Raw genomic sequence first — 24,195 nt, forward strand, 5'->3', positions numbered from 1 at the left:
CAGGAGACCCGTCATGTCCCTTCGTCGTCGTGGCACCGCTGCCGCCGCCCTCGGCCTCGCTGCCGCGCTCACCCTCGCGGCCTGCGGCGGAGGCGATGACACCGCGTCGGGCGGCGGCGCGGCGAAGGGCGCCGAGGGCGACAAGAAGAAGGACGTCGCCGTCGGAGGCAAGGACTTCGGCGACGCCGCCGCCAAGACGGCCGCCATGGGGACGAAGGCGGCGCCCGGCCAGTTCCCGCGCACCCTCACCCACGCCCTCGGCAGCACCGAGATCCCGGCCGCGCCCAAGCGCGTCGTGGTCCTCGACGTCGGCGAGCTCGACAACGTCGTCTCCCTCGGCATCAAGCCCGTCGGCTACGCCCCCTCCGAGGGCGACGACGGCATCCCCGGCTACCTGAAGAAGGACGCCGGCGACCCGAAGTCCGTCGGCACCATCAACAACCTCAACCTGGAGGCCATCGCCAACCTCCAGCCCGACCTCATCCTCGGCAGCCAGCTGCGCGCCGCCGACAAGTACGACGAGCTGTCGAAGATCGCGCCGACCGTGTTCTCCATCCGCCCCGGCTTCACCTGGAAGGAGAACTACCTGCTCAACGCCGCCGCCCTGGACAAGACCGCCCAGGCGAAGTCCCTGCTCACGGCCTACGAGACGAAGGCGAAGCAGCTCGGCACGGACATCGGCCCGAACAAGCCGACCATCTCGATGGTCCGCTACCTCCCGGGCAAGATCCGCCTCTACGCGAAGGACTCCTTCATCGGCACCATCCTTCAGGACGCCGGCCTGCCGCGGCCCGCGAACCAGCAGGTGAACGACCTCGCCGTCGAGGTCAGCCCGGAGAAGATCGACCAGGCCGACGGCGACTGGATCTTCACCGGCGTGTACGGCGACGCCAAGGCGACCAAGCGCGACACCGCCCAGGCCAACCCGCTCTGGAAGAACCTCAAGGCCGTCAAGGCCGGCCAGGCCAAGGACGTCCCGGACGAGACCTGGTACCTGGGCCTGGGCGTCACGGCCGCGAACAGCGTCCTCGACGACCTGCGGGCGGACCTGGTCAAGAAGTAGGGAGTGGTACGGGCGGGGCGCGGCACGGGCCGGGGCGCGGGCGCACGGCGTAACGGCCCCCCGCCCGTACGGGTTGTCCACAGCCGTACGGGGGTCCCCCGCCCCCGTTGTCCACAGGCCAGGACGGCGGGGTGCGGCGGGCAGGTAGCCTTTCCTCCGTGCCCCGTCTGTCTGAAGTCATCGCCGAGCTCGACGCCCTCTGGCCGCCCGAGCGGGCCGAGCAGTGGGACGCCGTCGGCACCGTCTGCGGCGATCCCGACGCCGAGGTCCGGCGTGTCCTCTTCGCTGTCGACCCCGTCCAGGAGATCGCCGACGAGGCGATCCGGCTCGGCGCGGACCTGCTGATCACCCACCACCCGCTCTATCTGCGCGGGACGACGACCGTCGCGGCCTCCCACTTCAAGGGCCGCGTCGTGCACACGCTGATCAAGCACGACATCGCCCTGCACGTGGCGCACACCAACGCGGACACCGCCGACCCCGGCGTCTCCGACGCCCTGGCCGGCGCGCTCGACCTGCGCGTCACCGGCCCGCTCGTCCCCGAGAACAACCTCGGCCGGATCTGCGAGCTGGACCGGCCGGAGACGCTCGCCGAGTTCGCCGCCCGCGCCGCGAAGCGGCTGCCCGCCACCGCGCAGGGCATCCGGGTGGCCGGCGACCCGGACATGACGCTGCGCCGCGTCGCCGTCAGCGGCGGCTCCGGCGACAGCCTCTTCGACGCCGTGCGGGCCGCCGGGGTGGACGCGTTCCTCACCGCCGACCTGCGCCACCACCCCGCCTCCGAGGCGACCCAGCACTCGCCCCTCGGGCTCGTCGACGCCGCCCACTGGGCCACCGAGTGGCCCTGGTGCGAGCAGGCCGCCGCCCAGCTCGACACGATCTCCGACCGTCACGGCTGGGACCTGCGCGTCCACGTCTCGAAGACGGTCACCGACCCCTGGTCCTCCCACCACACCTCTCCTGGAGCCCCCAACTGAACGCCGCGCCCGCCGACCAGATCCGACTCCTCGACGTCCAGGCCCTGGACGTGCGCCTCCAGCAGCTCGCGCACAAGCGCAAGTCGCTGCCCGAGCACGCCGAGATCGAGTCGCTGAACAAGGACCTCACCCAGCTGCGCGACCTGCTCGTCGCCGCGCAGACCGAGGACAGCGACTGCGCCCGCGAGCAGACCAAGGCGGAGCAGGACGTCGACCAGGTGCGCCAGCGCGCCGCCCGCGACCAGCAGCGCCTCGACTCCGGTGCCGTCTCCTCCCCGAAGGACCTGGAGAGCCTGCAGCGCGAGATCGCCTCGCTGGCCCGCCGCCAGGGCGACCTGGAGGAGATCGTCCTGGAGGTCATGGAGCGCCGCGAGTCCGCCCAGGAGCGGGTCACCGAGCTGACCGGCCGTGTCTCCGCCGTCCAGGCCAAGGTCGACGACGCCACCACGCGCCGCGACGCCGCCCAGGGCGAGCTGGACACCGAGACCGCCTCCGTCACCAAGGAGCGCGAGCTGGTGGCCGGCTCCGTCCCGGCCGACCTGATGAAGCTGTACGAGCGGCTGCGCGCCCAGCAGGGCGGCGTCGGCGCGGCCCGCCTGTACCAGCGCCGCTGCGAGGGCTGCCACATCGAGTTCAACATCGCCGAGCTCAACGAGGTCCGGGCCGCCAAGACCGACGCCGTCGTGCGCTGCGAGAACTGCGGCCGGATCCTGGTCCGTACGTCCGAGTCCGGCCTGTAGTCGGCCGGAAGGAAAACGGGACTGCCCGCGATGACCATGCCGCGTGAGCTGATCGTGGAGGCGGACGGCGGATCCCGGGGCAACCCGGGGCCCGCCGGTTACGGTGCCGTCGTGCTGGACCCGGCGACGGGCGCGACGCTCGCGGAGCGCGCCGAGTTCATCGGCGTCGCGACCAACAACGTGGCCGAGTACAAGGGACTCGTGGCCGGGCTCCGGGCGGCGCTCGACCTGTTCCCGGACGCCGCCGTGCACGTCCGCATGGACTCCAAGCTGGTCGTCGAGCAGATGTCCGGGCGCTGGAAGATCAAGCACCCCGACATGAAGCCGCTGGCCGCCGAGGCCGGACGGATTTTCCCGCCCGGCCGGGTGCGGTACGAGTGGATCCCGCGCGAGCGCAACAAGCACGCGGACCGGCTCGCCAACGAGGCGATGGACGCGGGGCGGCGCGGCGAGCAGTGGAGCCCCGCCGCGTCGTCGGCCGTCTTCGACCGGCCCGCCGCCGACCTCACCGCCGATCTGGCCGCCGCCCGCAAGGCGGCGGGCGACGCGACGGCGGGCGCCGCCCGGGCCCGCGCGGCCCTGTCCGGCGCGACGGCGGCCACGACCGCCGGCCGGCCGGCCGCGGCCCCCGCCGACGACGGTCTGTTCACCCCCGACGAGGCCCTCGCGGCCCAGGCCCGCGCCTCGCTCGCGGCCGCCGCCACGGTGGACCGCACGACGGCGACGGGCGACTTCGAGGCCGAGGCCGCCCACCCCGAGACCCCCGCGGCCGCACCCGCCGCCGAGGCGTCCGGCGCCCGGGGCTGGGCCGGGCCGGACATGGGCGCGCCCGCCACCTTCGTGCTGCTGCGGCACGGGGAGACGGCGCTCACGCCCGAGAAGCGGTTCTCCGGCAGCGGCGGCGCCGACCCCGAGCTGTCGCCGGCCGGCCTGCGCCAGGCGGAGGCCGCGGCCGCCGCGCTCGCCGCGCGCGGCACCGTCCAGGAGATCGTCAGCTCGCCGCTCACCCGCTGTCTCCAGACCGCCCAGGCCGTCGCCACCCGCCTCGGCCTGGAGGTACGGGTCGACAACGGGCTGCGCGAGACCGACTTCGGCGCCTGGGAGGGGCTGACCTTCGCCGAGGTCCGCGAGCGCTATCCGGACGACCTCGACGCCTGGCTCGCCTCCTCGAAGGCCGAGCCCACCGGCGGCGGCGAGAGCTTCGCGACCGTCGCCCGCCGTGTCGCGGCCGCCCGGGACCGGCTGACCGCCGTGTACGCGGGTCGCACGGTCCTGCTCGTCACCCACGTGACCCCCGTCAAGACCCTGATCCGGCTCGCCCTCGGCGCCCCGCCCGAGTCCCTGTTCCGCATGGAGCTGTCCGCGGCCTCGTTCTCGGCCGTCGCCTACTACGCCGACGGCAACGCCTCCGTCCGCCTCCTGAACGACACCTCGCACCTGCGCTGACGCGGACCCGGGCCGGGCTGGGCCGGGTGGGGGCCGGACCGGACCAGGCCCGGCCGGGAATCCGCTGGACCCCGGCCCCGGGCCCGTACCAGCATCGGGGCATGAGCCGGCACTTCACCGACGACCACGCGGCCTTCCGGGCCGCCGTGCACGCGTACCTCGCCGCCGAGCCCGTACGGAACACGGCGATGCTCACCCTGCTCGACACGCCCGATCGGATCGCGGGCGCCCGCGGCTGGTGGACCGACCCGGCCGACGGGCGGGTGACGGGCGCCGTGCTGGTCTCCCCGGCCCGGGTGCCGCTGCTCGCCGCGATGCCCGGCGTGGCCGCGCGGGCGCTGGGCGCCGTGCTGCCCGGGGCCGCCGAGGTGACGGCCGTACGCGGCGAGTCCGGCACCGTCGAGGCGTTCGCGGGGGCGCTCGCCGAGGCCACCGGACGGTCGTGGACGCCCGAGCGCGGGATGCGGCTCTTCCGGCTCGGCACCCTCGTCCCGCCGCACCCCGCTCCGCCCGGCGCCGCCCGCCTCGCGGGCCCGGCCGACCTGCCGCTGGCGCTCGCCTGGACGCGGGAGTTCGCCCGCGCCGTCGGCGAGGACCCGGACACCGACTACACGGCCGCGATCGGGAGCCGGGTGACGGGCGGCCGGCTCCGGCTGTGGGAGGCGGCCGGCGAACCCGTCGCGATGGCGAGCGTCTCACCGGTCCTGTCCGGCCAGGCCCGGGTCTCCCTCGTCTACACCCCGCCCGCCCACCGGGGCCACGGCTACGCCGGCGCCGTCACCAGCGCGGCGAGCCGGGCCGCCCTCGACGCGGGCGCCGCGCACGTGCTGCTCTTCACCGACCTCGCCAACCCGACGAGCAACGCCCTCTACCAGCGGCTCGGCTACCGCCCGGTCACCGACCACTCCGCCGTCGTGTTCAGCTGACGGACGCGCTGCCGTGTCAGGGACGGGCCAGGGCCGCCGCCTCGCGCGCCAGCGCCTCGACCCGCGCCCAGTCGCGGGCGGCGAGCGCGTCGGCCGGCAGCATCCACGTACCGCCGACGCAGGCGACGTTCGGCAGCGCCAGATACGCGGGCGCCGAGGCGAGCGAGACCCCGCCGGTCGGACAGAACCGGGCCTGGGGGAGCGGGCCCGCGAGCGACTTCAGATACGGGGCGCCGCCCGCCGCCTCGGCCGGGAAGAACTTCAGGTCCGTCACCCCGCGTTCGAGCAGCGCCAGCACCTCCGACGCCGTCGACACGCCCGGCAGGAACGGCACGTCCGAGGCGCGCATCGCGTCGATCAGCCCCTCCGTCCAGCCGGGGCTGACGAGGAACCGCGCGCCCGCGCCCGCCGCGTTCGCGACGGCCGCCGCCGAGACGACCGTGCCCGCGCCGACGACGGCCTCCGGGACGGCGTTCGAGATCGCCCGGATCGCGTCGAGCGCGGCCGGGGTCCGCAGGGTCACCTCGATCAGCGGCAGCCCGCCCGCGACCAGGGCACGGGCCAGCGGTACGGCGTCGTCGGCGTCGTCGATCACCACGACGGGGACGACAAGGGCGGCGGGGGCAAGGTCGAGCACGCTCGTCATGCGCCCATCCTGGCGAGGACGAGTGGGCTGTGCAACGAACGTTGCACATCCTGCAACACCCCCTAGGGAGAGGTCAGTGGATCTCGTCCACCAGGACGTCCAGGGCCCCGGTCTTGCCGCCGTCCTCCACCACGTACCCGAGGTCCCGCAGCGCCTCCGTCAGCTCCGCCGGACCCGCCGGCTCCGCGCCCGCCTCCAGCAGGGCCCGTACGATCCGGCCCTTCGTCGCCTTGTTGAAGTGGCTGACCACCTTGCGCGTCGGCGCGTGCAGCACCCGCACCGTCGCCGTCCGCGCCGCGACCTCGCCCTTCGGCTTCCATGCCGTCGCGTACGCCGACGACCGCAGGTCCAGGACCAGTCCCTCGCCCGCCGCCTCCGGCAGCACGCCGGCCATCGCGCCGCGCCAGTGCGCGCCCAGCGCCCCGAGCCCCGGCAGCTTCACGCCCATGGAGCAGCGGTACGAGGGGATCGCGTCGGTGACCCGGACCGCGCCCCACAGTCCGGAGAAGACGAGCAGCGAACGGCCCGCGCGCTCCCGCGCCGCCGCGTCGAGCGTGGCCAGGCCGAGCGCGTCGTACAGCACCCCGGTGTAGATCTCCCCGGCGGGCCGCGCCCCGGCCGTGCGCAGCTCGGTGTTCTTCGCGACCTCGCCGCGCAGCCCCTCGCTCAGACCCAGCACCGTGCGCGCCTTCTCCTCGTCGGCGAGGCAGAGCTCCACCAGCTCGTCGAGGACGGCGGCCCGCGCCTCGGTGAGCCCCGGCAGCGCCAGCGACTCCAGCTTCAGCGGCGCCCCGTGCCCCGAGGCGGCCTTGCCTTCGGAGGGCGGCAGCAGGACGAGCACGGTGGTTCTCCTTCGTACGGACGGGATGGGGCGGCCGGCCCCGGGGCCCAGCCTACGAGGTACGGCGCCGGCGCCCATTCGAAAGGTTTCGCGCGCTCCCGGTGCCGGAGGGAGAAGTCCGACGACCCTGGCCGCGCCGACGGCTCGCTGAAGCGGCACATGAGCTGTGGCGATCCAGCCCGCGATCTCATTTCGGGCATTCGAAAGTTTCGTTTCAGTTGCCGAAAGTATTGACATCGAGTGAGGAGGGCCGCATATTCCTCGTCTGGCGGATCCCGCCACCGCATCCGGATGTCCTTCGCCCCGTGTACGAGGAGGAAGCACCGCCATGCAACGCACCAGATCCGACGGACCCGGCACACTCGGCCGGGGCGTCTGCGCCCTCGTCCTCGCCCTCCTGACGGCGTTCCTGCTGCCCGCCACCGCCCGCGCGGACACCGTCGTCAACACCAACCAGACCGGCACCGACAACGGCTACTACTACTCGTTCTGGACCGACACCCAGGGCTCCGTGTCCATGACCATGGGCGGCGGCGGCCAGTACAGCACCCAGTGGAGCGACACCGGCAACTTCGTGGCCGGCAAGGGCTGGTCCACCGGCGGCCGCAAGGCGGTGACCTACTCGGGCACCTTCAACACCTCCGGCAACGCCTACCTGGCGCTCTACGGCTGGTCCACCAACCCGCTCGTCGAGTACTACATCGTCGACAACTGGGGCTCGTACCGGCCCACCGGCACCTTCAAGGGCACGGTCACCTCGGACGGCGGGACGTACGACATCTACAAGACGACCCGCTACAACGCCCCGTCGATCGAGGGCGTCAAGACCTTCGACCAGTACTGGAGCGTGCGCCAGTCGAAGCGGACCGGCGGCACCATCACCACCGGCAACCACTTCGACGCCTGGTCCAACGCGGGGATGAAGCTCGGCACCATGAACTACATGATCATGGCGACCGAGGGCTACCAGAGCAGCGGCAGCTCCAACATCACCGTCGGCGGCACCGACGGCGGCGGTGGTGGTGGCGGCGGCGGTACGAGCTGTTCGGCGACGCTCTCGGCCGGGGACTCGTGGAGCGACCGCTACAACCTGAACGTCGCGGTGAGCGGTTCGAGCACCTGGACCGTCACGGCCAACGTGCCGTCCCCGGCGAAGGTCCTCGCCACCTGGAACGTCACCGCCTCCTACCCGAGCAGCCAGACCCTGGTGGCGAAACCCAACGGCAACGGCAACAACTGGGGCATGACGATCCAGCACAACGGCAACCAGACCTGGCCCACGGTCTCGTGCGGCGCGTCCTGATCACGTAGCGCGCTCCGTACCCATGGACGCCGGCTCCACCCCCGTACGGCGGTACGGGTGGCGGAGCCGGTTCGCGCATTCCTGGTGCCGTCAGTCGACCTCGACGGACGCGTGCAGCCGCCGCCGGTGGTCCAGCTCCCGCACCGGACCGGTCAGGGTCACCCGGGTGGTGAGCAGCGGCCGGGTGCTGGACGCGCCGAACCGCAGCTCCAGCTCGCCCGGCTCCACGATCCGCGTCCCCTCCCGGCCGGTGAACGAGGCGAGATCCGCCGGGACGGTCACCCGGATCCGCCGGCTCTCCCCGGGCTCCAGACCGTCGACCCGCGCGTAGGCGATCAGCCGCTGGACGGGCTGGACCACGGAGGCCACGGGATCGTGCAGATACAGCTGGACGACCTCGGTGCCGGCCCGCTCGCCGGTGTTGGCGACGGTGAGGGCGAGCGCGAACGCGCCGTCCGTGGCCGCCTCGGTGTCCTCGACCGTGAGGTCGCTCCAGGCGAACGTGGTGTACGTCAGGCCGTGCCCGAAACCGAACGCCGGGGTCGGGTCGATGGTGGAGACCTCGCCCGCGTGGCCGAGCCGGGCGGCGAGATACGTGGACGGCTGGGCGCCCGCCCGGCGCGGCACGCTCACCGGCAGCCGGCCGCTCGGGGCGGTCCGCCCGCTGAGGACGGCGGCCAGCGCGGCGGTCCCCGCCTCGCCCGGGAAGAAGGACTGCACGACGGCCGCGGACTCGTCGGCGGCGCGCCCGAGCGCGTACGGCCGGCCGGCCAGCAGGACCGTCACCACCGGCGTACCGGCATCGAGCAGCGCGTCCAGCAACATCCCCTGAGCCCCAGGGAGTTCAAGGGACTCCGCGTCGCAGCCCTCGCCGCTGGTGCCGCGTCCGAAGAGCCCGGCCCGGTCGCCGATGGCCGCCACGACGACGTCCGCGCCGCGAGCGAGCGCCACGGCCTCGGCGAAGCCCTCGGTGGCGTGGTCGTCGACCCCGGTGCCGGGCGCGACGACGATCTCGACGTCCGGGAACTCGGCCCTCAACGCCTCGGCCAGCGTGGGCAGTTCGATGCCGAGCGGCATGTCGGGGTGCTGTCCGCCGACGTGGACGGGGAACGAGTAGCAGCCGAGGACGGCGGTGGGCGCCTCGGCGGTGGGCCCGATCAGCGCGATCCGGCGCACCGTGTGGGACCCGGGAGCGAGCGGCAGGACGCCGTCGTTCCGCAGCAGCACGATCGCCCGCTCCGCGACCCGCCCGGCCAATTCCCGGTTGGCGGCCGGGTCCAGGTCCACCATCCCTCGTACGGCATCGGGCCCGGCCGTCGCGCCGGCCTCGCGCAGCACCGCCGGGACGGGGCTCCAGTCGGCGTCGAGCAGCCCCAGTTCGGCCTTCTGCGTGAGGACCCGCCGGACCGCGCGGTCCACCAGCTTCTCGGGGACGCGCCCGTCCCGGACCGCGTCGAGGAGCGGGGTGCCGAAGGTCTTGACCGTGGGCAGTTCCACGTCGACCCCGGCGGCGAGCGCGAGCCCGGCCGCCTCGCCGTCCGAACCGGCCACCCCGTGCAGGGTGTTGAGGAACGCGATGCCGAAGTAGTCGGCCACCACCGTGCCGCCGAAGCCCCAGGTGTCCCGGAGCAGTCCGGTGAGCAGCCGCTCGTCCGCGGCCGACGGGATGCCGTCGGTGTCGGTGTACGCGTGCATCACCGCCCGCACCCCGCTCTCCCGCACCGCCATCTCGAACGGCGGCAGGATCACGTCCGCCCGCTCCCGGGCGCCCATGCCGACCGGGGCGAGGTTGCGGCCCGCCCGGGAGGCGGAGTACCCGGCGAAGTGCTTGAGGGTGGCGACGATCCCGGCGGACTCCAGCCCCCGCACGTACGCGGTGGCGATCGTCCCGACGAGGTACGGGTCCTCGCCGATGGTCTCCTCGACCCGCCCCCAGCGCGCGTCGCGGACGACGTCGAGGACGGGCGCGAGCCCCTGGTGCACGCCGACCGCCCGCAGGTCGCGGCCGATGGCCGCGGCCATCTCCCGTACCAGCGCGGGATCGAAGGTGGCGCCCCAGGACAGCGGGACGGGATACGCGGTGGCGCCCCAGGCGGCGAAGCCCGCGAGGCACTCCTCGTGGGCGATGGCCGGGATGCCGAACCGGTTCGCGGCGGCGATCCGCGCCTGCGTCCGCATCAGGGACAGGGCGCCGAGCGCGGGGTCGACGGGCACGGTGCCGAAGGGCCGGGTGAGCTGGCCGAGACCGGCCGGCAGCAGCGCGGCGAGGTCGACGGCCGCCTCCATGTCGTGCTGGTGCGGGGCGACTTCGGTGCCCTCGGCGGAGGCGCCGACCCACACGCCGTACAGCTGGGCGGTCTTCTCCTCCAGCGTCATCGCGCGCAGCAGTGCCTCGGCGCGGTCCGCCGCGCTCAGCGTGCGATCCCGCCAGGCGGGCAGCGGGTGGGAAGAGGACGGGGACAGGGGTTGGGAAGGGGACGGGGGCAGGGGCAGGGGTTGGGGGTGGCCGGTGGCGGCCAGGTCGTCGGTCATTTCCCTCCGACTCCCATCAGACCCTGGACCAGGGCCCGTCGGGCGAACAGGTAGACGAGCAGGACGGGGAGCATGGACAGGACGACGGCGGCGAGGAGGGCGGGGATGTCGACGCCGTGCTCCGTCTGGAAGTCGTACAGGCCCATGGTGACGACCTTGTTCTCCGCGGACTGGGTGAGGACGAGCGGGAACAGGAAGCCGTTCCACGCCTGGAGCGAGGAGAACACCACGATGGTGGACAGGCCGCTCTTGGACAGCGGCAGGACCAGCTGGTGGAAGATCCGCCAGGGGGAGGCTCCGTCGAGGGTCATCGCCTCGTAGAGCTCGGGGGAGACGTCCCGCATGACGCCGGTCAGGATGAGGGCGCTGACCGGCATGGAGAACGCGGCCGTCGGCAGCACGATGCCGATGAGGCTGTCGTACAGGCCGGCCTGGTCGATCAGGTAGAAGACGGGCACGATCACGGCCTGGGAGGGGACCGCGAGGCCGAGCAGGAACATCCGGAAGACCCGGCCGGTGGCCTTGCCGTCGTTGCGGACGATGGCGTAGGCGAGCGGCGGCACCAGCACGACGACGATGCCGACGACGCACACCGTGACGATCACGGTGTTGAGGAAGTACTGGCCGAAGCCCTCGCTCAGGTCGTTGACGTAATTGTCGAGGGTGAAGCGCTCGGGGAACGAGAGCGGACCGTTCCCGGCGTAGTCGGCGCGGGTCTGGAAGGTGGCGACCAGCATCACGTACAGCGGCAGGCCGACCACGAACAGCCAGACCAACGAGCCGAAGCCGGCGAGGTAGTTGGGGCGGGCCCGCATCACACGCCCTCCATGGTGCTGCGCATCTTGTCGTAACCGGTCAGGCGGACCATGACGAGCGAGACGAGAGTGGCGACGAGGACGAGGAGCAGGGCGATGGCGGACGCGGCTCCGAAGTCGAAGCTCTTGAAGCCCTTTTGGTACATGTAGTAGGCGCTGTTCGTGGTGTCGGTGCCGGGGCCGCCCTGGGTGAGGATCAGCACGGTGTCGAAGGTGGTCAGCCCGCCGACCACCATGAGGATCATCGACGTGACGATGCTGTTGCGCAGCTGCGGCAGGGTGATGTGGAAGAACTGGCGGACCGTGCCCGCGCCGTCGATCTGCGCGGCCTGGTAGAGGACCCGCGGGACGGCGCGGGCGGCCCCCTGGTAGATCAGCGTGTGCAGCGGGGTGAACTGCCAGGTGCTCACGAAGACGAGGACGCCGATGGCGCCCGCCCGCACACCCAGCAGATTGCCGTCGCCGAACAGCCACGTCGCCTGCGACGGCACGCCGAAGTTGGGGTCGAGCACGGCGCGCCACAGGACCGAGACCGCGGTGATCGACAGCAGGAGCGGGACGAAGTAGATCGCGGACAGGACGGCCCGGTTGCGCTGGTGCCCCGCGGCCCAGACCCCGAGCAGGATGCTGATCGGGGTCTGGACGACGACGCCGAGGACGGTGAGCAGCAGACTCAGCCAGAGGCTGTTCACCATCACGGGGTCGTCGAGGAGCTTGTCCCAGTTCTCCAGGCCGGCGAACCGCGGGGAGCCGATGCCGTTCCAGCGGGTGAAGGACAGGACGACGACCAGGAGCAGCGGGACGAGGGCGAACAGGCCGAAGAAGACGGCCGCGGGGACCGCCCAGGCGAAGCCCGGACGGCCGACCGTGGAGGAGGAGGTCATGTCAGGCGCCTCGAAGGTCAGGCCGCGGGCAGGCTCTGCATGGCGGCGATGAAGGCGTCCGCGTCCGACTGGCCGTTGAAGAACTGCTGGACGGCCGTGTAGATCGTGGTGGCCGCGGCGGGCGGGTACGCCTGGTCCCAGGAGAGCTGGAAGGCGGGGGCCTTCGCCACCAGGTCGTACTGGTACTTCGAGTACTCGGGGTTGTCCGAGTCGCCGAGGAACATCGCGGTGTTGGTGGTGGTCGGCAGGTTGCCGATGCCGAGCTGCGCCTTGACGAAGTCGTCCGAGTACATGAGCTTCAGGAACGCGGCGACGGCGTCCGGGTGCTTGGTGCTCTTCAGGACCGAGTAGTAGTTGTTCGTGTTGCCGGCGAGGTTGGCCGGGTCGCCCTTGCCGCCGGTGACTGTCGGGAAGGTGCCGTAGCCGAGGTCGCTCTTCACGAAGTCCGGGTGGGCGTCCTTGAGCGTGGAGTACTCCCAGGAGCCCATGAGCTCGAAGGCGGCCTTGCCGGTGGCGAGGAGGGCGGGGGAGCCGCCGTCGGTGAACTTCACCGAGTCGTAGTTCGTGCCGAAGGCGCCGGCGTCGACCAGCTCCCTGAGCATGCCGAGGGCCTTCTTGCTGTCGGGGCTCGCCCAGGCGTTCTTGTCGCCGCCCGCGGCCTTCGCGAAGAGTTCGGGCCCGGCCACCCGGTCGTAGAGGTACTGGAACCACATCTGGGTGGGCCACTTGTCGCCACCGCCGAGGGCGATGGGGGTGACGCCCTTGGACTTGAGCGTCTTGACGGTGGTCAGCAGCTCGTCCCAGGTGCGCGGCACGGAGACGCCGGCGTCCTTGAGGACCTTCTTGTTGTGGAACATCAGGACGGGCTGGGTGCCGCGCATGGGGATGCCGTACGGCTTGCCGTCGACGACCGCGGTGTTGAAGACGGACGGGAGGAAGTCCGACTTCAGGCGGGGGTCCTTCTCGATGAAGCCGTCGAGCGGCATCAGCAGCCCCGCGTCGACGTAGGGCTTGATGCTGCCGCCGCCCCAGTTGAAGAACACGTCCGGCGCCTGCTTGCCGCTGATGACGGTCTGCAGCTTGGTCTGGTAGTCGGCACCGGGGATGGTGTCGAGGACCGCCTTGACGTCGGACGTCTTGTTGAACGTGTCGACCAGCTGCTTCTCGACCTTGTTGGTGGCATCGCCGTAGACCAGGATGTGGATTTTGTCCTGCTCCTTCCCGGCCGACGCTCCGGAACCGCCGCAGGCCGCCAGGGACAGGGTCATGGCCAGGGCCGCCCCGCCGACGACCGTGGTTCTCAGGAGCCGTGTGTGACGCTGCATCGCCCGCCTCACTTCTCGAAAGTGTTTCGCCTCAGGTAGCGAAATTTCATGTGGCCGGACGCTATGGTCGGGCCGGTGAGCGGGTCAACCCTTCGGTGACGCGTTATCAAAGCGTGACTATGTAGGGGAGTTGGGTGGTGCTTTATGCTGCTCGGCATGCGAGATGGCGAGGTGAACCGGCGAATCACGCTGGCGGAAGTGGCGCAGCAGGCCGGGGTGTCGCTTTCGACAGTTTCGAAAGTCCTGAACGGCCGGCAGGACGTGTCACCGGCCACGCGCGGCAAGGTCGAGCGGCTCCTGGAGACGCACTCGTACCGGCGCACCACCCGGGCCGCCCGCGAGGCGCCGCTGATCGAACTCGTCTTCCACGAGCTGGACAGCGTCTGGTCGATGGAGCTCATCCGGGGCGTCGAGAACCTCGCCAAGGCCCATCAGGCGAGCGTGGTGCTGACCGAGAGCGGGACCCGGCACGCCCCGGCGGCGGACTGGATCGAAGGCGTGCTGCAGCGCCGGCCGATCGGAGTGATCCTGGTCTTCTCCTCGCTCCCGGACGTCGTGAAACGGCAGCTCGGCGCGCGGTCGATCCCCTTCGTGATCATCGACCCGGCGGGGGACCCGGAACCGGACGTGCCGTCCGTCGGGTCCGCGAACTGGTCCGGCGGTGTCGCCGCCACCCGCCACCTCATCGACCTCGGCCACCGGCGCATCGGGATCGTCACCGGACCCGAGGACGTGCTCTGCTCCCTCGCCCGGCTCGACGGCTACCGCTCCGCCATGAACATGGCCGGGCTCGATCACGACGCCTCCCTCGTACGGTTCGGCGACTTCCACGTCGAAGGCGGCTACGAGCGGGCCGTGGAACTCCTCCGGCTGCCCGACCGGCCCACCGCGATCTTCGCCGGCAGCGACCTCCAGGCGCTCGGTGTCATGGAGGCGGCCCGGGTCTGCGGGCTGCGGGTGCCCGAGGACCTGTCCGTCGTCGGCTACGACGACGTGATGATCGCCCGCTGGTCGAGCCCGGGGCTCACCACCGTCCACCAGCCGCTGCGCGAGATGGGCGAGGAGGCGGTGCAGATGCTGCTCCGGCTCCGGGCCGGCGAGCCCTCGGTGACCCGCATGGAACTGGCGACCAGCCTCGTCGTCCGCAAGAGCACCGCCCCGCCGCCGGACCGCACCGTCCCGCTCGCGCCGCCGCCGGCCCACAGCACGCTGTGAGCGGCGGGGACGGGGGCATGGCCGGGGGTACGGGGTCGGGTACGGGTCCGCGCCCGGACGCGGTGAGCCGTACGGCAGCCGTCCCGGCCCCGGTCGCGGCCCCGGCCCCGTCCTCCACCCCCTCCCGCCGACATGCCGCGCCTCCGCCCCCGCCCTACTCTCGGTTCATGCCCCGCCGCCACATCCATGTGACCGGAGCGGCCGACGCCCCGCTCCGGGCGGCGCTGCGCGCGCTCCGCGGCGAACTGGGCGTCCCCGACGCCTTCCCCGCCGACGTCCAGGCGGAGGCGGAAGCGGCGGCCAAGGCACCCCGGCTGCCCGGCGAGGACGCCACCGACCTGCCGCTCTTCACCATCGACCCGCCCGGCTCCACCGACCTCGACCAGGCCATGCACCTGGCCCGCCGGTCCGGCGGCGGCTACCGCGTCCACTACGCCATCGCCGACATCGCCGCCTTCGTCACCCCCGGCGGCGCCCTCGACGCCGAGGCCCAGCGGCGCGTCCTCACCCTCTACTTCCCCGACGGCAAGGTGCCCCTCCACCCCACTGTCCTCTCCGAGGGCGCCGCCAGCCTCCTCCCCGGCGAACCCCGCCCCGCCCTGCTCTGGCGCATCGACCTCGACGCCGACGGTCGCCGGGTCGCCACCGACGTCCGCCGCGCCCTCGTCCGCAGCGCCGCCCGGCTCGACTACGCCGAGGCGCAGCGCCGTATCGACACCGGTACCGCGCCCGAGTCCCTGGCCCTGCTCCGCGAGATCGGCTCGCTGCGCGCGCTCCTGGAGACCGAACGCGGCGGGATCTCCCTCGACGTCCCTGAACAGGAGATCGTCGAGCACGGCCACACGTACACCCTCGCCTACCGCGCCCCGCTGCCCGCCGACGGCTGGAACGCCCAGATCTCCCTCCTCACCGGCATGGCCGCCGCCGACCTCATGACCGCCGCCGGCACCGGCATCCTGCGCACCCTGCCCACCGCCCCGATCGGCGCCGTCGCCCGGCTGCGCCGCTCCGCGCACGCGCTCGGCGTCGACTGGCCGCACCACGTCCCGTACGCGGACGTCGTCCGCGCCCTCGACCCCGCCGACCCGCGCCACGCCGCCTTCCTCCAGGAGTGCACCACCCTGCTGCGCGGCGCCGGCTACACCGTCTTCACCGACGGCGCCGTGCCCACGCCCGCCGTGCACGCGGCCGTCGCCGACGAGTACACGCACTGCACCGCGCCACTGCGCCGGCTCGTCGACCGGTACGCGGGCGAGCTGTGCGTGGCAGCCGTCGCCGGGCAGGAACCGCCCGAGTGGGTCCGCGCCGCGCTGCCCGGCCTGCCCGCCCGCATGGCGTCCGGCGCACGCCGCGCCGGCGCCGTCGAACGCGAGAGCGTCGACATCGTCGAGGCCGCGCTGCTCAGCGGACGGATCGGGGAACTCTTCGACGCGTACGTGATCGACGTCAAGGAGAACCGGCCCGCCGTCGGCACCGTCCACCTCGACATGCCCGCCGTCGTCGCCCGCATCGAGGGCGGCGACCGGCCGCTGCCGCTGGGGGAGTGGCTGCGGGTCAGGCTGACGCAGGCGGACCCGGGACGGGCGAAGGTGCTGTTCGCGCCCGCGTGACCGTCTCCGCGAGCGCCTGGCCGAGTGCCTGTCCGAGAGCGCGGTGGAGCGCGGCGGAGTCGTCGGCGTGCAGGCGCACGAGCCGTACGGGACGGGGCGCGCCGAACAGCCGGGGCACGTCGACCGGCCCGGTCAGCTCCAGCGTGAGCGAGGTCCGCGAGCCGACGGGCAGGTTCAGCTCGCCGTCGGCCTTCTCGTGCGAGAACAGCGACTCACGCCGTACGGAAGCGATCCGCTCCAGCGGAATCCGTACGTCCACGTGGCCCGCCTGCCGCACCCGCAGCGCCCCGCCGTCCAGTACGTGCGGACGGGTCACGGAGGCCGCGTGCAGACCGAGCACGAACACCACCGTGTACACGTCGAGGACGAGGAAGACGGCGTGCACGACGGGCAGGCCCACCAGCAGATACGCCATGCCGGCGGTCTCGACCACGCAGACGAAGGCGAGGCCGTACATCATCGCCGCCTGATCCCGCGCGTACGGGAACGCCCGCGCGCCCTCGCCCCCGACCCCGTGCGGCCGCCGCGCGACCCACCGGCCGAGGCTCGCGAGCAGCCGCAGCTCGTGCCCGGCCAGCCGCAGCACCGGCTCGGGCACGGTCGCGCGCACGGCGTCCCGCGCGGACCCGTCGCGCCGCCACCGCCGCAGGAACCCGACCAGATGCTCGCCCAGGACCAGGCCCACGGCCGCCTCGGCGGCGACGAGAACGGGCACCGGGACCCGTACCCCGGCCACCAGACAGACCACCAGGGCCAGCTCGCCGGGCAGGACGGCGCAGGCGACGTACGCCCCGTACCGCTTCACGCCGCACGCTCCGCGGCGAGCCGCAGCGCCTGCCGTACGGCGGCGGCCTGGGCGGGCGCGAGATCCGCGAACAGCACGTCCGCGAACCCGTCGCCCGGCACCTCCACCGCCATCCCCGCCGGAATGATCCCGGCGAGGGCCTCGGCCGTCTCGGCGACCCGGGGGTCGTCGGGCGCGGCGTCGGCGAGCGCGTCGAGCCGGGCGTACAGCGCGGCGGCGGCGTCGCCGGCGGTGGCCCGCAGCAGCTCCACCATCCGGGCCCGCTCCGCCTCCGGCACCATGGTGTCGAGCAGGGTCAGCATCTCCCGGTCCCAGGCCGCCGTCGGCGACCCGGCCGCCACTCCGGGATGTCCCAGCTCGCCCAGCTCCGTCAGCCACTCGGCCAGCTCCGGCGACACCGGCCCGTCCGCCGGCAGCCGCCCCGCCCGCGCCTGTGCGAGCAGCTCCGCGAGCCGCGCCCGCCGCTCCCGGACCACCCGCTCCTGCCGCGCCAGGTCCGCGTCCAGTTCCTCCAGCACGTCCACCAGCTCCCGCCCCTCGTCGCCCGCCAGCACGTCCCCGACCTCGTCGAGCCCGAGCCCCAGCTCCGCCAGCCGCCGTATCCGCGCGAGCAGCACGGCGTCCCGTATCCCGTACTCCCGGTACCCGTTCGCCCGCCGTCCCGGCTCGGGCAGCAGCCCCAGCCGGTGGTAATGCCGCACGGCCCGCGGGGTCACCCCGACGAGCGCGGCGATCTCGCCGATCCGCATGCCCTCAGTAGAAACGCTGACGCTGCGACAAGGTCAAGCACCTTCCGCGCCCGCCCCGCGCACGATCGAGGAAACGACAGCCGATCCCGGGGAGGACGGGTGCCCCGGTGCCCGACGATCACAGCATGACTGCCACGCCGCACGAACCACTGACACCGGCGGACATCCTGCTGGAGGGCTTTCTGGCGCTGAAGACGCCGGAGGGCTTCCGGGCGGAGCTGATCGAAGACGAGATCGTCGTGACGCCGCCGCCGGACGGGGACCATGAGCTGTACATCAGCCGTGTCGTGAATCAGGTGATCCGACACACGCAGATTGTCATGGGCGTCTCGGGCAACAAGGGTTTGACGCTGAATGGAGTGGCCGGCGCGCCAAGAGACCGAGTTATTCCCGACGTCACTTTCGCCCCTCTGGAGCGTGACCTCTTCCGTGGCGCCGACTCATGGATGCCGTGCGACGGAGTCGCCATGCTCCTTGAGGTCACCTCCACCCGAGCGTGCGGAGACCGCGACGTCAAGCGTCGCTGCTACGCCCGTGGAGGCATCCCTCTCTACCTCCTGGTTGACCGGGGCGACTCCACGGTCACGCTGTTCGCCGAGCCGGAGAGCCGCGACTACCAGGCGCATCGGAAGGTCTCCTTCGGCAAGCCCCTCTCCCTCCCCGCCCCCTTCGGCCTCGACCTCGAGACCACCGACTTCCTGTGAAGCGCGCCCGCGGCGCCAGGTAGCATGGTCGACACGGCAGACGAGCCGGGCGGGCGGCCGCGTGGGGATCCTCGGATCCTCCCGAGGAACGTCCGGGCTCCACAGGGCAGGGTGGTGGCTAACGGCCACCCGGGGTGACCCGCGGGACAGTGCCACAGAAAGCAGACCGCCGGGGACCTCGGTCCTCGGTAAGGGTGAAACGGTGGTGTAAGAGACCACCAGCGCCTGAGGTGACTCAGGCGGCTAGGTAAACCCCACCTGGAGCAAGGTCAAAAGGGGACACTCCGGTGTCCCTGCGCGGACGATCGAGGGCTGCCCGCCCGAGTTCGCGGGTAGACCGCACGAGGCCGGCGGCAACGCCGGCCCTAGATGGATGGCCGTCACCCCGACGACCGCGAGGTCCCGGGGTACAGAACCCGGCGTACAGCCCGACTCGTCTGCCCCTCAGGCCTCTGAGCTGCGATATCGCAGGCCAGGGGCCTTTTCTCGTGGAGTCGCGGGCGTAGCCCCCGCCCCGTTTCGTACCGGTCCAAACCGAACCTCGCCGCTACGAAGGTTGCCGTGAAGGTGGCCACGCTGGGCGGCTTGGCGTGGGGGTCAGCTGAGCCGAGGAGGCCCTCCGTGTCATGTGTTCGCGTCTCGATGTCTCCCGTTGCCATCCCGGGGCCGGTGGAATTCTGCTCGTCAAGCCAGGCTTGAATGCCGCCAGGGTTCTGCGCGGGCGCGTCGAACGGGATGATCGAAACAGGGGACGATGTGGCCGGCAGAGCCACCGTGTCAGCGAGGAGTACGGCCACTGAGGGTTCAAGCTCCTCGATCTTGGTCAGGAGTCGCTCAGGGCAGTCAGGGCAGTCAGGGCGGCCAGAGCGTAGCGAGTGTCGCGGGCGAGTCATCGGGGCGTCGGAGGCTTCCGATGTCTGCCGGTCCCGGGGCCGAGCTTCGGTGACGCCTCAGCAGTGGCGGCAGCCTCGGTGTGGGGAAACAGGACGCGCCGTGCTTCCACGAGGTTCGCCGCGAAGCCGTGCGGCTCCCACAGATGGCCGTTCCACCGCTGGATCGCACGGGGCGCATCGGGGTTCAGATGCGATGCCCTCGGGCCGTCGCCGGTCACGAGAGGGACGGCGCGGAGCTGCCCGATCCGCGCGTCGCGACGCTCGGCCCATTGGGAGAGCGGTTCGTCGTCCATGTCCGGAGCGTAGTGGGTCAGGCGATCCGGTGCTCCCAGCGTAGGGAGGGGGCCTGGTCGATCCAGTACCGGTGGGACGCGGGCGTCACATGGAGCCGTACGGAGTCGGTCTCCGGCGCCCCGGCGTCCTGCCAGGCGACGAGCGAACGTTCCACGTCGTCCCACAGGCCCACCGGGCCGCCTTGGCGGACGGTCCAGCTTTCGCCGTCGGCGAGGAACTCGGCGAACGACTCCTTCTCCGGATCGAACAGGTACCTCAAAGGCGAGCCGTCACCGCCCGTCGCGCGGACGAACTGAGCGCCGGGCGCCGCCAACTGCGCGAGGAAGGCGGGCATCCACTCCTCCAGGACCAGAGGGGACACCTGGGTGCGCCGCTCACTGTCCGCGTACGCGGTCCGTGCGGAGAGATCGCCGGCCACGTGAGCCACCGCCTGGGCCCGTGCCTGTATGAAGGAGGAGCGCCCGATGATCGAGCCCTCGGCGGTGCCGTCATCGCCGACGGTCAGTTTCGCGAGGCCGGTTCCCCACGGCCACGAGCCGACTGTGCCGAGGACAACGCCTCCGGGTCTCGTCTGCCTGATCCACGCGTACGGGATGCGGCGGACCGCGCAAGTGGCGATGACCCGGTCGTACGGCGCCCGGTACGGGTGGCCGAGGAGCCCGTCGCCCGTCACCGTCCACGTCGAGAAGCCGGCGGCTTCGAGAGCGGCATCGGCGCGTGCGGCCACCTGTGCGTCGACCTCGACCGTGGCGACGTTGTCCTCGCCGAGGTAGTGGCACATCAAGGCTGTGGAGTAGCCGGTGCCTGTGCCGATTTCCAGGACTCGGTGGCCCGTAGCGAGGTCCAAGGCCTCGATCATGCCGACGACGGTGGCCGGGGCGGTCGACGAGGACGTGGGCACGCCCACGACGGGTTCGCCGGCCTGGTCGGCGGTGAGGTGGCCGTCGAGCTGGGTGGTGAGAGTGTCGACACCGTATGCGATCCTCAGCCACTCGTCCGGGGCCGTGTCGGCGGCGGTGACGGGCCGCCAGGTCCGCCCCTCGTCCAGGAAGACTCCCGGGCGGAGGAACCGCTCGCGGGAGACGGTCTCGACGGCCGCACGCAGCCAAGGGGACTTCAGGACGCCTTCGTTCATGAGCACGGTCGCCATGCGGCGTCGCTCGGATGCCGGGTCGGTCATCGGCGGTCTCCTTGTGCGAGTAGGTCGGCGAAGGCGGAGGACATCGGGAGGCCGGTCTCGGTCTCCAGCCACCCCCACTGTCCGTTGGGGTTCAGTTCCAGCCACCAGTAGTCCCCCGCGCGATCGACCGCGAGGTCGAAGCTTCCCGATACCAGATCCAGTCGGTTCAGGTAGGCGCGCAGTGCCTGACCCAACCGGTCGGGTAGATGCTCCATGGTGTAAGCCAGGGCGCTGTAGTCCTTGCGCCAGTCCAGGAGATCGGAGTCGATACGTACGGCGAACGTATGCCGACCTACGAGCAGTACGCGAACATCGGCGACCTTGTCCACGCGGGCCTGGAACAGATGAGGCGCGACCCGAACGCTGTCGTCGATTTCGTCCGGGGTGACGGGGGCAGCCCATCCCGTCACTGGCACGCCATCACGCGTGTAGGGGGTCCATCGCAGTGTCTTGAAGATCGCCTGCCCCTGACCGTGGACGAACTCGCGGGCCTCGTCCGGGTCGTTGGTGACAAGGGTGGGCGGGATGGTGAAGCCGAGCTGCTGGGCGAGAACGAGCTGAGCGGGTTTGTAGTCGGCTGCGGCAACGTGTAGGGGGTGGTTGACCCAGAGCGTGCCGTCCAGAGCGTAGAGCGTGCCACCGAGTCCGTAGCGGACCTGCGCCGCCGCGAACCGGGAGTCGTCAGCGGACAGGTGGGGAAACGTGGGCCACTCCGGGCGACGCCAGTACACCGACCGGACCCGGGTCACATCAGCGGTTCTCGACGGGGTGCGCACCTGCCCGACCAACGGGGCCGGGCAGGTGCCGAACCGAGCCGAGACCGTGAGGTTTTCGCCGATGTCGGCGGGGTTGAACCGGAGCACCGGCACATCGCGCCGGTTGAGCTCGGTGATCACCATGTCGGCGGTGATGTCGTCCGCCTCGGTGGCCACCAGAACCGGCCTCTCCTCGGTCATGGTCATCAGTCCTGAGTGCTGTCCTGGTCGTGACCCTGGTCGTTCCGGGAGTCCGAGTTCGTCGTCGTGGAGGTCTCGGTGCCGGAGCTGGTGCCGTGCTTGCCCATCTCGACCACCTGCCCGACGCGGTCGCGGAACACCCCGAGCTGCGTCGTGGGGTCGATGGCGACCGTGGCGTGGGGGCGGCGGATGACCGTCGGGTAGGGCGCGAGTCGGCCCGCACCCCACGGCCGCGTGGGGGAGGAGGGTGCGACAGAGGCGGTCATGAGACTCCTTGGGGTGAAGGGTGTGGTGCGGGAAACCGTCTGCGCCAGAGGGCGCGGACGGCGATCTGTGGGTGACGTGGCGGCTCAGGGGCGAGCGGCCTGGATGTTGGCGGCCGCGGTCGTCCACTCGACTCCCGACGCGGGTCGGATGTGCGCGATGCGGACCGTGCCGTGGCTGTGGAGCTCGTGTGTGACGGCGACGAGCACACCCTCCCCATGCGAGGCGATGTCACGGACATGCGTGTTCAGGAGCGGGTGGTGCTCGTAGCCGTCGGCACCGACCGGGTTCACTCCCCAGGCTCCTGCCGGGCCTCGATGCGGCGCATGAATCTCTCCCAGCCGCCGGCCGCCCGTACCCGCAGAGCCCGGCTCGGTGCACCCGGCCGGGGCTCCGGCGGCGTGTACGGACGGCCACTGGCGCCATCGTTCCTGCGGGGCAGTCCGGAGGTTGTCACTCGGCCGCTCCTCTCCGTGGGGAGCCGCCCGGAGGGTCCTTCGGCCTCCGAGCGGCATGTGACCAGTGAACGACGATCCGTTACCTTCTCCCAGAGCGGACCTCGCGCAATACCCGGGCGTTTCCCAGGCGTTGGCGCGTGGCGGGCACGAGTACGTGAAAGGGTTCTCGTGAGGGGGAGACCTATGACGTCGAGGCGTAAGCACCTTGCGGAACGGCGCGCGGCCCGGGGTTACTCTCAGGAGGAATTCGCGGAATTGCGGCGCTTCCGCGCACCGCATGATGAGGGGGGCACGTGCATGAACGACGGCCGGATCTTCCGCGAGGCGTGGATCGACGGTGTGAACAAGCACTATCCTGGCGAGCCGAAGCCCGGCTACGTCACGCCGTGGGACGAGACGCCCGCGTGGGAGCGCGAAGCCGCCGCCGCCGTGTACGGGCAGGTGCGCGACTTCATCGAGGTCAGCGGCGGGCATGCGGCACGGCTCACCCGCGAGCAGAAGAGCCGGTTCGTCGCGATCTGCTGGACCGCCCAGATGTTCAGGCACTTCGAAGACCCGAAGCCCGGATATGTTGCCGACTGGTCCGACCTGCCGGTCTGGCAGCGGGAGACGGACGCGGACATCTTCGAACGCATCGAAGGGACCGTCTGATCTCGGGAGCGACGACGTCCCCGTCCGGGCCGATCCAGGCGGGGCGTCTGGCTACATAGCCATCAAAGTAGCCACGGAAGCACCAGCCCTGCACGTTTGCGCGGGTCATAGCGTTGCGCCGACAGTCCCCGGCGTGCAGCCCGACGCGTCTGCCTCTCTACCCCCGCAAGGGGGTGGAGGATTGTCACCCCCTCTGACCTGCTGTTTTGCGGGCGCGTAGGGGGTTTGTCGCTTCCGGGGCCACACTCTGCCCTTCCTGCCTGTCAGCTCGCTATTTCCGACCTGACTCCGGGTGCCGTGTGGCGATCGTGTGGCGGTGAGCGGCAGGGCGAACGGGCCGTACGGCGGCTGCTCGTGTGGCGCGTTCGCGTATGTCGAGTGCCCCTGGCTTTGCTGCACGGCCAGACGCGTCACACTTTTGGCCAGAAGTCGATCAAGTACCTCTCCACGCCGTATGCGACGCCTTCCAGCCGCGTCACCCGCGCCACCTCGTCCCGGCCGGCGCAATGGACACGAACGCGCCACCACCCTGGCTTGCCCAGCCGGATCAGATGGTTCGACCGCCCCAGGGTCATCGTCCACACCGCGACATCCCCGGTCGTCGACTCGAAGCCGACCTCGCCGCGTTCGTCCCACTCGCCCTCTGCGGCAGGAGGCTCGGAAGCCCACACCCTGACGTCCGCAGCGGCCTTGTGGGTGTGGCCGGCGCTGAACAGATCGAACCGGCGCACGTGCTCCCGGAGAAACACTCCCCACTCGTACTCGTCCCCGAACGGGACGGGCACCGCGCTGTCGTCGGACTCCTGAAACCCGAATCCCCGGAATGCCACCTCAATTTCCAGCAACTCATGGTGAAGCACATCGGGCATGATGTCTCTCCTCCCCGTCGGAGCCTCTCGGTGGACCTGTGTCCGTGGG

24 protein-coding genes and 1 other RNA gene are annotated in these 24,195 nt (G+C 71.9%); 11 read left to right on the plus strand and 14 right to left on the minus strand.

Going from position 1 to position 24,195, the window contains the following annotated elements:
- Window positions 1-13: 13 nt before the first annotated feature.
- The 5 genes from ABZ693_RS07810 to ABZ693_RS07830 all read left to right on the plus strand — a co-directional run bounded on the left by ABZ693_RS07810 (window position 14) and on the right by ABZ693_RS07830 (window position 5,152).
- Entirely contained in the window at window positions 14-1,063 is a 1,050-nt protein-coding gene (locus ABZ693_RS07810) for an ABC transporter substrate-binding protein (protein ID WP_359874540.1), read from the plus strand.
- Between the two features lie 158 nt (window positions 1,064-1,221).
- Window positions 1,222-2,040, plus strand: coding sequence for a Nif3-like dinuclear metal center hexameric protein (locus ABZ693_RS07815; RefSeq protein ID WP_359874542.1), 819 nt, complete (start codon window positions 1,222-1,224; stop codon window positions 2,038-2,040).
- Entirely contained in the window at window positions 2,037-2,780 is a 744-nt protein-coding gene (locus ABZ693_RS07820; RefSeq protein WP_359874721.1) for a zinc ribbon domain-containing protein, read from the plus strand. The genes ABZ693_RS07815 and ABZ693_RS07820 overlap by 4 nt, the downstream gene beginning before the upstream one ends.
- Before the next feature lie 30 nt (window positions 2,781-2,810).
- Entirely contained in the window at window positions 2,811-4,226 is a 1,416-nt protein-coding gene (locus ABZ693_RS07825; RefSeq protein ID WP_359874544.1) for a bifunctional RNase H/acid phosphatase, read from the plus strand.
- Between the two features lie 101 nt (window positions 4,227-4,327).
- Window positions 4,328-5,152: a GNAT family N-acetyltransferase gene (locus ABZ693_RS07830; protein WP_359874546.1), complete on the plus strand. Its 825-nt coding sequence runs from the start codon at window positions 4,328-4,330 to the stop codon at window positions 5,150-5,152.
- A gap of 16 nt (window positions 5,153-5,168) precedes the next feature.
- On the opposite strand, the gene eda is transcribed toward ABZ693_RS07830, so the two are convergent.
- Window positions 5,169-5,798: a bifunctional 4-hydroxy-2-oxoglutarate aldolase/2-dehydro-3-deoxy-phosphogluconate aldolase gene (gene eda / locus ABZ693_RS07835; protein ID WP_359874548.1), complete on the minus strand. Its 630-nt coding sequence runs from the start codon at window positions 5,796-5,798 to the stop codon at window positions 5,169-5,171.
- Window positions 5,799-5,871: 73 nt separating this feature from the next.
- The gene (gene yaaA, locus ABZ693_RS07840; protein WP_359874549.1) at window positions 5,872-6,639 is read right to left on the minus strand and encodes a peroxide stress protein YaaA; all 768 of its coding nucleotides are present in this window, start codon (window positions 6,637-6,639) and stop codon (window positions 5,872-5,874) included.
- A 328-nt stretch (window positions 6,640-6,967) separates the two neighbouring features.
- Between yaaA and ABZ693_RS07845 the strand changes: the two genes are divergently transcribed.
- Window positions 6,968-7,942, plus strand: a complete 975-nt coding sequence (locus ABZ693_RS07845; RefSeq protein WP_359874551.1) for a glycoside hydrolase family 11 protein — start codon at window positions 6,968-6,970, stop codon at window positions 7,940-7,942.
- 90 nt (window positions 7,943-8,032) lie between these two features.
- Here ABZ693_RS07845 and ABZ693_RS07850 read toward each other — a convergent pair whose 3' ends face one another.
- Genes ABZ693_RS07850 through ABZ693_RS07865 form a run of 4 tightly spaced genes read right to left on the minus strand, consistent with a single transcriptional unit; the run spans window position 8,033 to window position 13,498 of the window.
- The gene (locus ABZ693_RS07850; protein WP_435842365.1) at window positions 8,033-10,474 is read right to left on the minus strand and encodes a beta-xylosidase/alpha-l-arabinosidase; all 2,442 of its coding nucleotides are present in this window, start codon (window positions 10,472-10,474) and stop codon (window positions 8,033-8,035) included.
- On the minus strand, window positions 10,471-11,289 hold the full coding sequence (locus tag ABZ693_RS07855) for a carbohydrate ABC transporter permease (RefSeq protein WP_359874553.1): 819 nt from the start codon (window positions 11,287-11,289) through the stop codon (window positions 10,471-10,473). Before ABZ693_RS07855 ends, ABZ693_RS07850 begins: the two co-directional genes overlap by 4 nt.
- Window positions 11,289-12,173: a carbohydrate ABC transporter permease gene (locus tag ABZ693_RS07860; protein WP_359874555.1), complete on the minus strand. Its 885-nt coding sequence runs from the start codon at window positions 12,171-12,173 to the stop codon at window positions 11,289-11,291. The genes ABZ693_RS07855 and ABZ693_RS07860 overlap by 1 nt, the downstream gene beginning before the upstream one ends.
- A gap of 17 nt (window positions 12,174-12,190) precedes the next feature.
- Window positions 12,191-13,498, minus strand: coding sequence for an ABC transporter substrate-binding protein (locus ABZ693_RS07865; RefSeq protein WP_359874557.1), 1,308 nt, complete (start codon window positions 13,496-13,498; stop codon window positions 12,191-12,193).
- Window positions 13,499-13,642: 144 nt separating this feature from the next.
- Here ABZ693_RS07865 and ABZ693_RS07870 point away from each other — a divergent pair, with 144 nt between their 5' ends.
- Window positions 13,643-14,713, plus strand: coding sequence for a LacI family DNA-binding transcriptional regulator (locus ABZ693_RS07870; RefSeq protein WP_359874559.1), 1,071 nt, complete (start codon window positions 13,643-13,645; stop codon window positions 14,711-14,713).
- Window positions 14,714-14,880: 167 nt separating this feature from the next.
- Window positions 14,881-16,323, plus strand: coding sequence for an RNB domain-containing ribonuclease (locus ABZ693_RS07875; protein ID WP_359874561.1), 1,443 nt, complete (start codon window positions 14,881-14,883; stop codon window positions 16,321-16,323).
- Here ABZ693_RS07875 and ABZ693_RS07880 read toward each other — a convergent pair.
- Both ABZ693_RS07880 and ABZ693_RS07885 read right to left on the minus strand, forming a co-directional pair.
- On the minus strand, window positions 16,268-17,128 hold the full coding sequence (locus ABZ693_RS07880; RefSeq protein WP_359874563.1) for a hypothetical protein: 861 nt from the start codon (window positions 17,126-17,128) through the stop codon (window positions 16,268-16,270). The genes ABZ693_RS07875 and ABZ693_RS07880 overlap by 56 nt on opposite strands.
- The gene (locus tag ABZ693_RS07885) at window positions 17,125-17,877 is read right to left on the minus strand and encodes a MerR family transcriptional regulator (RefSeq protein WP_359874565.1); all 753 of its coding nucleotides are present in this window, start codon (window positions 17,875-17,877) and stop codon (window positions 17,125-17,127) included. Before ABZ693_RS07885 ends, ABZ693_RS07880 begins: the two co-directional genes overlap by 4 nt.
- Window positions 17,878-18,002: 125 nt before the next feature.
- On the opposite strand from ABZ693_RS07885, the gene ABZ693_RS07890 reads away from it, so the two are divergent.
- Window positions 18,003-18,581 (plus strand): Uma2 family endonuclease, encoded by a 579-nt coding sequence (locus ABZ693_RS07890; RefSeq protein WP_359874568.1) that lies wholly within the window; start codon window positions 18,003-18,005, stop codon window positions 18,579-18,581.
- A 41-nt stretch (window positions 18,582-18,622) separates the two neighbouring features.
- An RNA gene (gene rnpB, locus ABZ693_RS07895) (RNase P RNA component class A) lies at window positions 18,623-19,021 on the plus strand.
- A 449-nt stretch (window positions 19,022-19,470) separates the two neighbouring features.
- Here the strand turns inward: rnpB and ABZ693_RS07900 are convergent.
- The 5 genes from ABZ693_RS07900 to ABZ693_RS07920 all read right to left on the minus strand — a co-directional run bounded on the left by ABZ693_RS07900 (window position 19,471) and on the right by ABZ693_RS07920 (window position 22,461).
- Entirely contained in the window at window positions 19,471-19,767 is a 297-nt protein-coding gene (locus tag ABZ693_RS07900; protein WP_359874570.1) for a DUF6087 family protein, read from the minus strand.
- Window positions 19,768-19,784: 17 nt separating this feature from the next.
- Window positions 19,785-20,948: an ATP-grasp peptide maturase system methyltransferase gene (tgmC, locus tag ABZ693_RS07905; RefSeq protein WP_359874572.1), complete on the minus strand. Its 1,164-nt coding sequence runs from the start codon at window positions 20,946-20,948 to the stop codon at window positions 19,785-19,787.
- Window positions 20,945-21,904, minus strand: a complete 960-nt coding sequence (gene tgmB, locus ABZ693_RS07910; protein WP_359874725.1) for an ATP-grasp ribosomal peptide maturase — start codon at window positions 21,902-21,904, stop codon at window positions 20,945-20,947. Before tgmB ends, tgmC begins: the two co-directional genes overlap by 4 nt.
- 5 nt (window positions 21,905-21,909) lie before the next feature.
- On the minus strand, window positions 21,910-22,170 hold the full coding sequence (tgmA, locus tag ABZ693_RS07915) for a putative ATP-grasp-modified RiPP (protein ID WP_359874574.1): 261 nt from the start codon (window positions 22,168-22,170) through the stop codon (window positions 21,910-21,912).
- Between the two features lie 84 nt (window positions 22,171-22,254).
- Window positions 22,255-22,461 (minus strand): hypothetical protein, encoded by a 207-nt coding sequence (locus tag ABZ693_RS07920; RefSeq protein WP_359874576.1) that lies wholly within the window; start codon window positions 22,459-22,461, stop codon window positions 22,255-22,257.
- Window positions 22,462-22,923: 462 nt separating this feature from the next.
- On the opposite strand from ABZ693_RS07920, the gene ABZ693_RS07925 reads away from it, so the two are divergent.
- Window positions 22,924-23,277, plus strand: coding sequence for a hypothetical protein (locus ABZ693_RS07925; RefSeq protein WP_359874578.1), 354 nt, complete (start codon window positions 22,924-22,926; stop codon window positions 23,275-23,277).
- Window positions 23,278-23,687: 410 nt separating this feature from the next.
- Here ABZ693_RS07925 and ABZ693_RS07930 read toward each other — a convergent pair whose 3' ends face one another.
- The gene (locus ABZ693_RS07930; RefSeq protein ID WP_359874580.1) at window positions 23,688-24,146 is read right to left on the minus strand and encodes a hypothetical protein; all 459 of its coding nucleotides are present in this window, start codon (window positions 24,144-24,146) and stop codon (window positions 23,688-23,690) included.
- Window positions 24,147-24,195 lie beyond the last annotated feature (49 nt).

The organism is Streptomyces laurentii, assembly GCF_040635425.1.
In the GTDB taxonomy this organism is placed as follows: domain Bacteria; phylum Actinomycetota; class Actinomycetes; order Streptomycetales; family Streptomycetaceae; genus Streptomyces; species Streptomyces laurentii.